The sequence below is a fragment of the Curvibacter sp. GW821-FHT01G03 genome, from assembly GCF_059422285.1.
On record NZ_JBWKWP010000013.1, the window covers coordinates 169536 to 182629 of the forward strand.

Consider the following 13094-nt stretch of genomic DNA (forward strand, 5'->3'; position numbering starts at 1 on the left):
ATTGAATACCTCATTTCAGCTGGGTATTGAACTGAATCCATCACCTCATCGGGACCATGATTTCTCAACGCGTCCGATATCAATTTAACCAGCAAGGCAACACCAAATTGCTCCCCCCCCATTCGGACGACCCGACTGAGGTCGACCTCAGGCCAGGCTCAGCTTCGGTGTCCCACGGCATCCGAGTTGACACGATCATGACCGTGCCCCGTCGCAGGCCGGCGGCCCCTCAATCGTCGACAGGGCTCAGCGGCGTGTCCAGCGTCAATTGGTAAAACGCCAGGTCAAGCCATCGGCCAAACTTGAAGCCCACCTCAGGCAAGGTGCCGACGTGTTTGAACCCCAGGCGGGCATGCAAGGCGATGCTTCCCGAGTTGGATGCGTCGATGGCCCCGATGAGTGCATGCACACCCTGCTTTCTGGCCTCTTCGATCAACGCACGCATCACCTTGGCGCCAAGCCCTTGCCCTCGGTGGTCCTGGTGCACATAGACTGAATGTTCCACCGTGTACTTGTAGGCGGGCCACGCCCTGAAGGTGCCGTAGCTGCCAAAGGCCAGCAGTTTCCCGGCTTCATCCTCGATTCCAATGACTGGAAAACGCCCTTTGTCCTTGTTCGAGAACCACGTCGCCATGCTTTCAAGCGTGCGTGGCTTGTAGTCATACAAGGCGGTGGAGTTCAGGATGGCTTCGTTGAAGATGTCAAGAATGGGCTGCGCATGGGCGGCGTGCGTGCATTGAACAAATCGATGGGCTGTCATACCAAGCTCCGAGGGGGCTCTGTCGCCGTGGTCAGGACCAGCAGGTAGCGGGCTGCCGTGAGACTGGGGTTGTGGAATGTGATCCGGGCCGCGAGTGTCATCGCCATGCAGTCCCCTCTTTGAAGCTGCCAGGTCTGGTCGCCCAAGGTCACCGCCATGTCCCCTTCGAGCACCCACATCTGTTGTTGCACGCTGGCCTTGCGCACCGGGTTGTCGAAGACCACGGTCTCACCCGGGGGGAAGATCACCTCCACCAGATCAACCGGCGACTCCAGCCCGGAGGGTGACAACTGCCGACGCAGATAGCCCGAGGCGGGGTCGGTCCATACCGGCTGTTCAGCCGCCCGACAGACGGGATCCCCCTTGGGCGGGGTGCCCCCTGCAAACAGCGAGGACAGCGAGATGCCAAACGCATCCGCCAGCTTGTTGAGGACCGCTGCGGTGGGGCTGGTCTCCTGGCGCTCAATCAACGAAATCATGGATCGGCTGACACCGCTCTGCTCCGCCAGTTGCTCAAGCGTAAGCCCACGAGCCTTGCGCAGATCGCGCACACGTTGCGCAAGAAAGGTGTCAATGTCCATAAATCCATTTTAATGGATTTTTATCCATCAAAAAGGAATGAGCGACAGGCCTGCACACAGACAAAGGCACTCCGCCGTGGACGGCGGTCGATCATGTGGGGTCGGCGGCTGGCGCATCGAAGATTCGCCTCATCAGATCAACACCTTGGCGCCGACTTCAAGGCCACGAAGAGTTCCTCGACCACCGAGACGGCCTCCTTGAAGAGGCCGCGCCCCACCCCATCTGCCTGGGATGCCCCGGCGCTCAAAAGGGCGGGAACTTTCGGTTTAGCACTCAGTCACAGAGAGTGCTAATATTCCGCCATGGAAAGGATTTCTGGTATGAAAATCCAAACTTCAATGACCGCTGCAGCCACTGCCATCACCCCGGCCAACCCGTGGGCCATGGTGCCTGCCTTGGGCAATCTTGACGCCTACATCTCGGCCGTCAACCGCCTGCCCATGCTCACCCTCGAAGAAGAACAAAAGTACGCCCGTGAACTGCGCGACGACAGCAACGTCGAGGCCGCTGGCCGACTGGTGCTGTCGCACCTGCGCCTGGTGGTGTCGGTGTCGCGCCAGTACCTGGGCTATGGCCTCCCACAAGGCGATCTGATCCAGGAAGGCAATGTGGGCCTGATGAAGGCCGTCAAACGCTTCGACCCGGATCAGGGCGTGCGCCTGGTCAGCTACGCGCTGCACTGGATCAAGGCTGAGATCCACGAATACATCCTGAAGAACTGGCGCATGGTCAAGGTGGCCACCACCAAGGCCCAGCGCAAGCTGTTCTTCAATCTGCGCTCGATGAAGCAAGGCTTCAAGGCCGATGCCATGGACGATGGCAGCACGCACCGCGACACGCTGAGCGAACACGAAATCGACGTGGTGGCGCAGCATCTCAACGTGAAGCGCGAAGAGGTCATGGAAATGGAAACCCGTATGTCGGGTGGCGATGTCCTGCTGGACCCAAGCCCCTCCGAAGACTCTGATCAGGCTTTTGGCCCCATCGCCTACCTGGCCGACGCCGCCCATGAACCAACCGCCATGATCGAATCTCGCCAGCGCGATGTGCTGGCCAGCGACGGCATTGCCAGCGCGCTCAACGGTCTGGACGAACGCAGCCGCCGCATCGTGGAAGAGCGCTGGCTCAAGGTGAACGACGATGGCTCGGGCGGCATGACCCTGCATGAGCTGGCGGCCGAGTACAAGGTCAGCGCCGAACGCATCCGCCAGATTGAAGTGGCGGCCATGAAGAAGATGAAAAAAGCGTTGGCCGAGTTCGCCTGAAGAGGCCCCGCCTTTTTCTTCAAAGCCGGATCCGTCCGGCTTTTTGTTTTTGAGCCCGTGCAGAGGCGGGCCGCCTGCCGTCATAGGGCACACTGTTGGCCCTTGCACTGATTTGCGATGCGCGGAGCCGCTGCCATGCCAACTTCCATTTCACGCCGCCAGGCCCTGGGCCTGACCTTGAGCGGTCTTTCCTTGCCCCTGCTGGCCCAGACCCCAGCCCAATGGCCCCACAAGACGCTGCGCATCGTGGTGGGCTTTCCTGGTGGATCGTCACCCGATCTGATGGCCCGCACCCTGGCCGAGCCCTTGTCCAAGGCGTTGGGACAGCCGGTGATCGTGGAAAACCGTGTGGGAGCCGGGGGCAACATTGCCGCCGAGACCGTGGCCCATGCCACCGATGGCCACACCCTGGGCCTGATGATCAACGGCAATATGACCATTGCCCGGCTGCTCAACCCCAAGATCCATTACGACCCGCTCAAAGACCTGGCGCCAGTGAGCCTGATCGGCACCGCGCCGCTGATCCTGGCTGCCCCGGCCAACCTGCCAGGCGCCACACCGCAGGCCGTGCTGGAGGCGGCACGCAAAGCTGGCGAACAATGGAGCTATGGCTCACCCGGGGTGGGCACCGTGGCCCACCTGGGCATGGAGATGTTGAAGGCCCGCGCCCACCTGGGGGCGGTGCACGTGCCCTACCCGGGCAACCCGCAGGTGATCACCGCCATGCTGGGCTCCCAGGTGCAGTTGGCCCTGTTGCCGCCAGGCCTGGCTTTGGCCCAGGTGAAGGCGGGCAAGCTGCGCGCCATTGGCGTGACATCGTCCACCCGCAGCTCGCTGGCCCCCGAGGTACCCAGCCTGGCCGAGTCGGGTGTGACAGGATTCAACCTGGAAATCTGGAACGCCGTGGCCGCCCCGGCCAGCCTGCCGGCGCCGATCGTGGCCCGGCTTTCAGATTTGTTGAGCGGGATTGCCCGCACCCCCGAAGTGCGCGAGAAACTGTTCCAGATGGGCTGGCAGGTGGCCGGCACTTCGGCCGAAGGCCTGGCCAACCGGATCAAGGCGGACACCCGCAGCATGGGCGAGGTGATCCAGAAGCAGCGCATCCAGGCCGATTGAGGCCCGCTCCGCGAAGCCTCGCATCACCATGGGGCCCAGCAGATCAGGAGGCGCGCAGCAAGGCCTGAAGGTCGGACAACAGGGCCTGCGGGCCCGACCCGTAGCGCGCAAACAAGCGCAGTCGACCCTGCGGATCGTAGATGTAGCTGCCAGCCGAATGGTCCATGGTGTAGCTGGATTCAGTCTTGCCCTCGACCTTCTTGTAGTAAATCTTGAAGTCTTTGGCGAGCGCCGCCAGTTGCTCGGGCGTTTCGGGCCGCAGTGCAATGAAGGTCGGATCAAAGTTGCCCATGTAGGCCTTGAGCAGTTCAGCGGTGTCGCGCGCTGGGTCAACGGTCACGAAGACGGCCTGCAGGCGCTCCCCATCGGCCCCCAGTTGGCGCTTGACCTCGGCCAGCTCTGACATGGTGGTGGGGCAGACATCGGGGCATTGGGTGTAGCCAAAAAAGACCACCACGGCCTTGCCTTTGAAATCGGCCATCGTGCGCACCTGACCATTCTGGTCGGGCAGCTTGAAGTCGCGCGCGTATTCGGCGCCCGTGATGTCGACCGACTTGAACTCGGTCTTGGCCGGGGCACAGGCTGTCATCAAGCTCGCGGCCATGGCGGCCCCCAGCACGGTGAAGCCCCATTGGAGCACTTGTCGTTTCTTCATGGCATCAGAACAGGTAGTGGTCGATCAGCAGGGCCGCAAACAGCAGGCTCAGGTGGATCAGAGAAAAACGGAAGGTTCGGCGCGCCAACTCGTCCGAATAGGAGCGCCACAGGCGGAAGGCATAGGCAATGAAGCCGCCACTGAGCAGCACCGCCGCGACCAGGTAAAACCAGGAACTCATGCCGTAGACAAAAGGCATCAGGCACCCGGCAAACAACACAAAGGTGTACAGCAACACCTGCAACCGGGTGAACTCGTTGCCATGGGTGACGGGCAGCATGGGCAGCCCGGCCTTGCGGTAGTCCTCGACCCGGTAGAGGGCGAGCGCCCAGAAATGCGGCGGCGTCCAGAGGAAGATGATCAGGAAAAGAATCAGTGCCTCAGGGCTCACCTCGCCCGTCATGGCCGCCCAACCCAGCACAGGGGGCATGGCACCCGAGGCGCCCCCAATCACGATGTTCTGTGGTGTCAGTGGCTTCAGGATCACGGTGTAGATCACCGCATAGCCCACAAAGGTGGCAAAGGTCAGCCACATGGTGATCGGGTTGACCCACACATACAGCAGCACCGAGCCCGCCGTGCACAGCAGCGCCGAAAACGCCAGCGACTGGCGATCACTCAACTCGCCTTTGGCCGTGGGACGCCAAGCGGTGCGCTTCATCTTGGCATCGATGCCTTTTTCGACCAGGCAATTGAAGGCCGCGGCCGCGCCCGCCACCAGCCAGATGCCCAGTGAGGCCACCGCGGCCAGACCCACATCCGACAGGCTGGGCACGCCAGGCACGGCCAGAACCATGCCGATCAAGGCACAGAACACGATCAGTTGAACCACCCGGGGCTTGGTCAGCGCATAGAACTGCCGCGCCAGGGAGGGGTAGGAAACAGAAGGGGCGACGCTCATGCAGACAGTCTCGATGCGCTCAGGGATACGGAAGAGGAAAAGGCTCCGCGGGGGCTGCTGAGGGTCAGCACCCGCGTCAACACCAGGGCCAGGGCAGCGGCACCGCCGGTGTGCGCCACCGCTGCGATCAGCGGCCAGCCCAACACCACGTTGCTCAAACCTGTCAGGGCCTGCAACAGCAACAAGGCGGCCAGCCAGCGCGCCTGGCCCCGCAACGCGGGAACCCGCCACAAACGCCAGCTCAGCACACCCAGGCAAAGCAACACCACACCCGCCGCCAGCCGATGGGCAAAGTGGATGGCCGTGAGCGCGGCGAAGGTGAGTTGCTCGCCGCTGGCCAACTGGCCCAGCGGGCGCCACAGTTCAAAACCGCCCGTCCAGTCCATCTCAGGCCACCATTGGCCCTGGCACTGGGGGAAACTGCTGCAGGCCAACACCGCGTAGTTGGTGCTGACCCAGCCCCCCAACAGCACCTGGGCGGTCAGCAGCAGCGCGGCCGCCCCCGTGAGCAGGTACAGGCCCAGCGACACCGATACAGGCCGCAGGGCGCCCTCGGCCAGGCCTTGGCGCGCCACCTGCACCGCAAGCAACACCAGCAACACCAGGCCACCGGCCAGATGCAGGGTCACGATCGCCGGAAACAGCTTCATCGTCACCGTCAAGGCGCCGAAAGCCCCTTGCAGGCAAACCCAGAGCAGGGTCAGCACCGGCCAGCCCAGCCCGGGACCCCGGCGTCCTTGGCGACGCTGGTCGCGCCGGCGGCGCCAGGCCAGGACCAACTGGGCCACGATCAAGGCCCCCACACCGGTGGCCAGGTAGCGGTGCACCATCTCAACCCAGGCCTTGCCATGGGTGACCGGGCCGGTGGGCATGGCCTGCTGGGCCTGGGCAATCGGCGCCTGCGCGCCCAGCGGGCTGGCGTGGCCATAGCAGCCCGGCCAATCGGGGCAGCCCAGGCCCGAGTCGGTGAGGCGGGTGAAGGCGCCGAACAACACCAGATCAAAGGTGAGAAACAAGGTGACCAGGGTCAAGGCCTGCAAACGCCCCTGAGGATTGCGCCCCCGGTGACGCAGCCACCACCACAGCAAGGGGCCGGAGGCGACCAAGGCGCCCATGAGCATCACCTGCAGCAGGGGCGACAGGTCGTAGGCGGGCTGAAGCGTGTTCATGGTGTCAGCGCCCCGCCTCATCCCAGCCGGCCGAGGCACGCATCAGGCGCTCCAGATCCCGCTTGGCCTTGGCCGCGCCTGCCAGATCAAGTCGGGCCGGAAAGCGCATCATCCAGTGGCCCATCGGGTCGACCAGGTACAGATGATCGGCCAGGGCCTGGCCAGCGGCAGGATTCAGCCAGGCGTTCAAGCCCTCGGGGGCCACGCGCAACACCGTGGCTTGCCCCAATGCGGGCAACAGGGCCGGGCGCACCGGCGTTTGGTCGGGTACCAGCCAGACCCAGTCCAGGCGGTCCTTGTCCTTGCCCAGGCTCTCGCGCAACTGGCGCTGCAGGTACAGGTGCTTTTCACAAGCCTCATCACAGGCACCGCCCGCCACGCTGATCAACAGCCACTGGCCCTTGAGCGATGACAGGGCCATTGGCTGGCCGTCCAGCCCCTGGGCCGTGAGGGCGGGCAGTTCTCGCTGAGGCTCGATCAACTCGCCGTAGCTCTTGTGCGCGCTGGGTCGAATCACGTAGTAGGTGAGGTAAGAGGCCAGCACTGGCGCAGCGCAGACCAGCAGCACGGCCAGCATCTTCAGACGGCCCAGGCGTGTGCGCGCACCGTTGGCGCCGGCCATCTGCTCGGGCGTGGGCATCGAATGCACCGTGAGCCCCAGGGGCGAGTCGGGCAGATGCGACAGTGGCGACAGATCAGGGCGAGCGGGGTTTGCGTCGGACAATTTGAAACCAGACATAAAGAGTGGCCATCAGGGCGCTGAGGCCGAACCATTGGAAAGCGTAACCGTAATGTTTTTCGGTGCCGGCACCGGGTTCAAACCAGTCGCGCTGCAGGCCGTCCGAACTGGCATCGATCTGAACCACGGAACCCGCTTGCAAGCGCAACCCGATCTCTTCGCTGAAAGCATTCACGTCGAGATTCTGCCGGATGCGGGAAGACCCCTCGATGGCAGCGGCCGTCCCCAGTTCCAGCAGGTGGGCCGGTGGTGGTGCGACACGGCCCAGCAGAACGACCTCACCTGAAGGCGTCTGCACCTCCGGAACACGGGCCCGGTCCTGGAAATTGCGTGGCACCCAGCCCCGCTGTACCAGCACCGCGCCCGCCTTGCCCGGCAAGGCCAGGGGCGTCACCACAAAAAAGCCGGGGCGGCCGTTCATCTGACGGTTGTCAAGGTAAAGGGTGTGATGCGTCAGCCACTGGCCGCGCAGCATGATGCGCCGGTAGTTCAGGTCTTGCCCGGCACGGCTGGCCTGCAACCAGTCTTGCCAAGTCAGGGGTGGCAGGGCTCCCTGGTGCACCATGGCCTCGTGGAGCCGCTCTTTTTCGGCAGCGCGCCCCAACTGCCAGCGACCAAGCCCCAGCGTGAGCAGCACGCCGAACAGCGCCGCGGCCGTGATGAGGACGAAGCGCTTGTTGAGCTGGCTTTTGCCAAAGCTGTTGTGCCACGCGCCTGAACGCTTCACAGGATAATCGCCTTCATGAAATACCTCGTCATCCTGGCTTTTGCCGCCATTTTGCTCAGCCTGGGAACGGCCCTGTTCTTCATGCTCAAAGGCAAGCGCCAACCCGGCGAGAAACCGAACATGGCCCGGGCACTGGCCTTTCGCGTCGGCTTTTCGGTGCTGCTGTTCGCCTGCATTCTGATCAGTTGGAAATTGGGCTGGATTCAACCGACCGGCATTCCCGCCGGCCGCTGACCATCATAGGCGCAGCAGCCCGTCACAACGCCGCGCCACCCGACTCAAAGGCCCGGCCTTGACCGGAGGCCCGGAGATCGCAAGCGGCGACAAAAAAGCGCCTTACGGCGCTTTTTTGTCAGGTCTGGGGCTTGTTACAACCAATAGACCAGCACGTACAGGCCCAACCAGACCACGTCCACAAAGTGCCAGTACCAGGCAGCGCCTTCAAAGCCAAAGTGGCGCTCAGGCGTGAAGTGGCCCTTTTGCAGGCGCAGCGTGATGAAGAACAGCATCAGCGCACCCACGAACACGTGGAAACCGTGGAAGCCCGTCAACATGTAGAAGGTCGAGCCATAGACACCCGAGCTGAGCTTGAGGTTCATCTCGCTGTAGGCGTGCATGTATTCGTAACCTTGCACGAACAGAAAGACCACCCCCAGCAGCACCGTGGTCCACATGAACAGAATCGTCTTGCTGCGCTGACCAGCCTGCATGGCGTGGTGAGCGATGGTCAGTGTGACGCCCGAGGTGAGCAGCAGCGCGGTGTTGATCGTGGGCAACCAGAACGGCGTCATGGTCTGGAAGGCATCGATGGTGCCAGCCGGCGATCCGGTGGCGCCGGCCACCGTGCCCGGCCAGGCGGCCTGGAAGCCGGGCCACAGCAAGGCGTTCTCAAGGTTGCCCAGCGCCGGCACCGAGTGCGCGCGAGCCCACCACAGAGCCGAGAAGAAAGCGCCGAACAGCATCACCTCAGAGAAGATGAACCAGGTCATGCTCCAGCGGTAGGACAGGTCGATCTTGTGACCATATTGCCCCCCCTCGCTCTCAGCGATGGCGTCGCGAAACCACTGGTAAAGCACCACAAACCACCACACCAGGCCGAAAGCCAAGGCGTAAGGGCCCCACTCACCGCTGTTGATCCAGTTGGCCGCCCCCATGATCACGAAGAACAGGCCGATCGCCCCCATCACGGGATGCCGTGATTCATGAGGAACGAAGTAATAAGGGGCTCCACCATGCGTTGTCGAACTCATTTTTGCTCCTGTCTCTCTCTAACTCTGATTGAATTTCTGGAACAAGCCATGCCAGTCACTGGACCACCCAGTGCACCAGGGCAATCAAGCCCAGCACAAACAGGAGAGCCCCAGCCAGACCGACGGCAAGGATGTGGAAAATATTGAGCTTGGCGGTGTCTTCCTGGTAGTCGCTGTTCTTGCGAATGCCCACGAAAGACCACGCCACTGCCTGAACGGTGCGCAGCCAGGACCCTTTGCGTCGCGGCGAGGACGGCTTACCCAGCGGCTGGTTCATGAGCCGGCCCTCGCACCTGCACCCACCACGGGCGCCAGAGCCGTCTGGCCCTCAGGCGCCGCCGGCGTCTTGCCACCCACCTCAAAGAAGGTATAGGACAAGGTGATGGTGTTCACGTCCTTGGACAGCTTGGGATCGATCACGAAAGCCACCGGCCACTGCTTCTTTTCGCCGGGCTCCAGGGTGTACTGGTTGAAGCAGAAGCACTCCACCTTGTTGAAGTAGGGTGCCGCCTGCCGCGGTGCATAGCTGGGAATGGCCTGGGCCGACATGCGGCGGTCCTGCACGTTCTGGAACTCGTACATGACCGTGGTCAACTCACCCGGGTGAACCTGCAAAGAACTCTGGGCCGGCTTGAAATGCCAGGGCCCGCGTGAGTTGGCGTCAAATTCAACCGTGATGGTCCGACTGGTGTCAATCTGGGTGTTGGCCGGCAGCTTGACATTGCGCCCCGTGGGCCCGCTCCCCGGCACCTCGCGCTCGACCAGGGCCAGGATGTTGATGCCCGTGGCTTCGCAGATGGCCTTGTACATGGGCACCAGGGCATAGCCGAAGGCGAACATGCCTGCCACCACGACGGCCAGCTTGCCAACCATGCGGGTGTTTTCAAGGCGGCTCATGCGGGTCCGTTCAGTGCGCGAGCAACACCATCTTGGCCATGAACCCGATGAAGAACACCGCGGCCACAGAAGCCAGGATCAGGCCCAGGCGAAGGTTGTTCTTCTTTTGTTCGGGGGTCATGGTTCAGACGGGTCCGTGGCGGGGTTCAACCGATCACGCGCGAGGCCGTGGCGTCGAGCTTGGGCGGATTTTCGAAGGTGTGGAACGGCGCCGGCGAGGGAACTTCCCACTCCAGGCCTTCAGCGGCTTCCCAAGGCTTTTGCGGGGCCTTGTCGCCCTTGCCCATCATCACTGGCAGCACGATGAACACGAAGAAGTACACCTGGGCCAGACCGAAGGCAAAGGCACCGACCGATGCCACGGCATTGAAATCAGCAAACTGCATCGGGTAGTCGGCATAGCGGCGGGGCATGCCGGCCAGACCCAAGAAGTGCATCGGGAAGAAGGTGACGTTGAACGCGATCAGCGACCACCAGAAGTGGATCTTGCCGCGGGTTTCGTTGTACATGAAACCCGTCCACTTGGGCGACCAGTAATAGAAGCCGGCGAACAAGGCAAACAGCGAGCCGGCCACCAGCACGTAGTGGAAGTGGGCCACCACGTAGTAGGTGTCCTGCAGCTGGATGTCGATCGGCGCCATGGCCAGCATCAGGCCGGTGAAACCGCCCATGGTGAACACGAAGATGAAGCCAACCGAGAACAGCATCGGGGTTTCGAAGGTCATCGAACCCTGCCACATGGTGGCAATCCAGTTGAAGATCTTCACGGCCGTGGGCACGGCGATCAACATCGTGGCGTACATGAAGAACAGCTGGCCGGTCACAGGCATGCCGGTGGTGAACATGTGGTGGGCCCACACGATGAACGAGAGGATGGCGATGGACGAGGTGGCATACACCATCGAGGCATAACCGAACAGTCTCTTGCGGGCGAAAGCCGGCACGATCTGGCTGATGATGCCGAAGGCCGGCAAGATCATGATGTACACCTCGGGGTGACCGAAGAACCAGAAGATGTGCTGGTACATCACCGGGTCACCGCCACCGGCGGGGTTGAAGAAACTGGTGCCGAAGTGGCGGTCAGTCAAGGTCATGGTGATGGCACCCGCCAGCACCGGCATCACGGCGATCAGCAGGTAGGCCGTGATCAGCCAGGTCCAGGCAAACATCGGCATCTTCATCAGGGTCATGCCGGGGGCGCGCATGTTGAGCACCGTCACGATGATGTTGATTGAGCCCATGATCGACGAAGCGCCCAGGATGTGCATGGCAAAGATGCCGGCGTCCATCGAAGGGCCCATCTGCAGGGTGAGCGGGGCATACAGCGTCCAGCCGGCAGCAGGAGCACCGCCGGGCATGAAGAACGAACCCGCCAGCATCAGCGCGGCCGGGATCATCAGCCAGAAGCTGAAGTTGTTCATGCGGGCAAAGGCCATGTCGGAGGCGCCGATCTGCATCGGCAGCATCCAGTTTGCGAAGCCCACGAAGGCCGGCATGATCGCGCCGAACACCATGATCAGGCCGTGCATGGTGGTGAGCTGGTTGAACAGCTCGGGGTTCATCAGCTGCAGGCCGGGCTGGAACAGTTCAGCACGGATGCCGAGGGCCAGCACGCCACCGATCATCAGCATGGTGAAGCTGAACAGCAGATAGAGCGTGCCGATGTCCTTGTGATTGGTCGCAAAAACCCAGCGCCGCCAGCCCGCCGGGGCGCCGTGGCTGTGATCGTCGTGCGCATGATCGTGGTGGTCGAGAACTGCACTCATGATGTTTCCTTGTCTTAATCTGGAGGGGCGACGTCGGATTACTTGCCGCGCAGTGCGAGCACTTCAGCAGGCTGCACCAGCTGACCCGTCTTGTTGGACCAATTGTTCTTGGTGTAGGTCACCACAGCAGCGATGTCGGTGTCCGACAGCTGCTTCCAGGAAGGCATGGCACCGTTGTTCTGGCCATTCAGAAGAACAGCGATCTGGAGAGCGTGGTCGGCATCAAGCACCTTGGCCGACCCGTCGAGCGGCTTGATCGGGCCAGCGCCCTTGCCATTGGGCTGGTGGCAGGCCGCGCAGTTCGAGGCATAGACCTTTTCGCCACGCTTGAGGATGTCGTCCATCGTCCAGACCTTGCTCGGATCATCGGCCTTGGCGGCGGCTTTTTTCTTCTCGGCTTCGACCCATTGTGAGTATTCGGCAGCGGCCAGCACCTTCACATGGATCGGCATGTAGGCGTGCTCTTTGCCGCACAGTTCGGCGCACTGGCCGTAGTAGTCGCCGGCCTTCTCGGCACGGAACCAGGTGTCGCGGACAAAACCGGGAATGGCATCTTGCTTGATGCCGAAGGCCGGCACCATGAAGGCATGGATCACGTCGTTGGCGGTCGTGATGATGCGCACCTTCTTGCCCACGGGCACCACCAGCGGGTTGTCGACCTTGAGCAGGTAGTTGTCAGGAATGTCGCCCTTGGCACCGTTGTTGGACATGGCCCGCTGCGTGGCATCCAGGGTGGAGATGTAGGACAGGCCTTCGCCCTCGCCCTTGAGGTAGTCGTAACCCCATTTCCACTGATAGCCGGTGGCCTTGATGGTCAGGTCGGCATTGGAGGTGTCTTTCATGGCCACCACCACCTTGGTGGCGGGCAGGGCCATGCCGATCACGATCAGGAAGGGGACGATGGTCCAGATGATTTCCACGGTGGTCGACTCGTGGAAGGTGGCCGGCTTGTAGCCGACCGATTTGCGGTGCTTCCAGATCGAATAGAACATCACGCTGAACACGGCCACGAAGATGACCACGCAAATGATCAACATCATCCAGTGCAGGAAATGCTGCTCTTCGGCGATCCGGGTCACCGGGGGGGCCAGGTTGAGCTGTCGGACGGCCGGACCGCCGGGCAGGTCATTGACCGCATGAGCGGCGGTGCCGATCAGGGCGCCAGCGGTCAGCAGCAGCGAAGCCAACTTGTTGGAAATGCTCTTCATCGTGTTCACTTCTTCATTGCCTCTATGTAATCGACGCCACCGTGCCAGCGAACCGCGGC

General features: G+C 62.4%; 16 protein-coding genes. 3 read left to right on the top strand and 13 right to left on the bottom strand.

Annotated features, from left to right (window positions below; genetic code table 11):
• Positions 1-229: 229 nt before the first annotated feature.
• Both AC07VS_RS19555 and AC07VS_RS19560 read right to left on the bottom strand, forming a co-directional pair.
• A complete protein-coding gene (locus AC07VS_RS19555) occupies positions 230-760 on the bottom strand; it encodes a GNAT family N-acetyltransferase (protein WP_492348266.1) in 531 nt (176 codons plus the stop codon).
• On the bottom strand, positions 757-1341 hold the full coding sequence (locus AC07VS_RS19560) for a helix-turn-helix domain-containing protein (protein WP_492348265.1): 585 nt from the start codon (positions 1339-1341) through the stop codon (positions 757-759). Before AC07VS_RS19560 ends, AC07VS_RS19555 begins: the two co-directional genes overlap by 4 nt.
• 321 nt (positions 1342-1662) lie before the next feature.
• Here AC07VS_RS19560 and rpoH point away from each other — a divergent pair, with 321 nt between their 5' ends.
• Positions 1663-2607, top strand: coding sequence for an RNA polymerase sigma factor RpoH (rpoH, locus tag AC07VS_RS19565; RefSeq protein ID WP_492348264.1), 945 nt, complete (start codon positions 1663-1665; stop codon positions 2605-2607).
• 135 nt (positions 2608-2742) lie between these two features.
• A complete protein-coding gene (locus AC07VS_RS19570; RefSeq protein WP_492348263.1) occupies positions 2743-3723 on the top strand; it encodes a Bug family tripartite tricarboxylate transporter substrate binding protein in 981 nt (326 codons plus the stop codon).
• 43 nt (positions 3724-3766) lie between these two features.
• Here AC07VS_RS19570 and AC07VS_RS19575 read toward each other — a convergent pair whose 3' ends face one another.
• Genes AC07VS_RS19575 through AC07VS_RS19595 form a run of 5 tightly spaced genes read right to left on the bottom strand, consistent with a single transcriptional unit; the run spans position 3767 to position 7914 of the window.
• Positions 3767-4378 (bottom strand): SCO family protein, encoded by a 612-nt coding sequence (locus AC07VS_RS19575; protein WP_492348262.1) that lies wholly within the window; start codon positions 4376-4378, stop codon positions 3767-3769.
• Between the two features lie 4 nt (positions 4379-4382).
• The gene (gene cyoE / locus AC07VS_RS19580; RefSeq protein WP_492348261.1) at positions 4383-5279 is read right to left on the bottom strand and encodes a heme o synthase; all 897 of its coding nucleotides are present in this window, start codon (positions 5277-5279) and stop codon (positions 4383-4385) included.
• A complete protein-coding gene (locus tag AC07VS_RS19585) occupies positions 5276-6448 on the bottom strand; it encodes a COX15/CtaA family protein (protein WP_494656771.1) in 1173 nt (390 codons plus the stop codon). The genes cyoE and AC07VS_RS19585 overlap by 4 nt, the downstream gene beginning before the upstream one ends.
• A gap of 4 nt (positions 6449-6452) precedes the next feature.
• Positions 6453-7187: a redox-active disulfide-containing membrane protein gene (locus AC07VS_RS19590; protein WP_494751759.1), complete on the bottom strand. Its 735-nt coding sequence runs from the start codon at positions 7185-7187 to the stop codon at positions 6453-6455.
• The gene (locus AC07VS_RS19595) at positions 7144-7914 is read right to left on the bottom strand and encodes an SURF1 family protein (protein WP_492348258.1); all 771 of its coding nucleotides are present in this window, start codon (positions 7912-7914) and stop codon (positions 7144-7146) included. Before AC07VS_RS19595 ends, AC07VS_RS19590 begins: the two co-directional genes overlap by 44 nt.
• A gap of 15 nt (positions 7915-7929) precedes the next feature.
• Here AC07VS_RS19595 and AC07VS_RS19600 point away from each other — a divergent pair, with 15 nt between their 5' ends.
• Positions 7930-8148 (top strand): twin transmembrane helix small protein, encoded by a 219-nt coding sequence (locus AC07VS_RS19600; RefSeq protein WP_019574036.1) that lies wholly within the window; start codon positions 7930-7932, stop codon positions 8146-8148.
• A gap of 134 nt (positions 8149-8282) precedes the next feature.
• Here AC07VS_RS19600 and AC07VS_RS19605 read toward each other — a convergent pair whose 3' ends face one another.
• The 6 genes from AC07VS_RS19605 to coxB are packed head-to-tail and all read right to left on the bottom strand — an operon-like array spanning position 8283 to position 13035.
• Positions 8283-9164 (bottom strand): cytochrome c oxidase subunit 3, encoded by an 882-nt coding sequence (locus AC07VS_RS19605; protein ID WP_492348257.1) that lies wholly within the window; start codon positions 9162-9164, stop codon positions 8283-8285.
• A gap of 55 nt (positions 9165-9219) precedes the next feature.
• The gene (locus AC07VS_RS19610) at positions 9220-9441 is read right to left on the bottom strand and encodes a DUF2970 domain-containing protein (protein WP_492348256.1); all 222 of its coding nucleotides are present in this window, start codon (positions 9439-9441) and stop codon (positions 9220-9222) included.
• Positions 9438-10061: a cytochrome c oxidase assembly protein gene (locus AC07VS_RS19615; RefSeq protein ID WP_492348255.1), complete on the bottom strand. Its 624-nt coding sequence runs from the start codon at positions 10059-10061 to the stop codon at positions 9438-9440. The genes AC07VS_RS19610 and AC07VS_RS19615 overlap by 4 nt, the downstream gene beginning before the upstream one ends.
• 10 nt (positions 10062-10071) lie before the next feature.
• Positions 10072-10182: a cytochrome oxidase small assembly protein gene (locus tag AC07VS_RS19620; RefSeq protein ID WP_492348254.1), complete on the bottom strand. Its 111-nt coding sequence runs from the start codon at positions 10180-10182 to the stop codon at positions 10072-10074.
• 25 nt (positions 10183-10207) lie between these two features.
• Positions 10208-11827 (bottom strand): cytochrome c oxidase subunit I, encoded by a 1620-nt coding sequence (ctaD, locus tag AC07VS_RS19625; protein ID WP_492348253.1) that lies wholly within the window; start codon positions 11825-11827, stop codon positions 10208-10210.
• A gap of 38 nt (positions 11828-11865) precedes the next feature.
• On the bottom strand, positions 11866-13035 hold the full coding sequence (gene coxB / locus AC07VS_RS19630; protein WP_492348252.1) for a cytochrome c oxidase subunit II: 1170 nt from the start codon (positions 13033-13035) through the stop codon (positions 11866-11868).
• Positions 13036-13094: the final 59 nt, after the last annotated feature.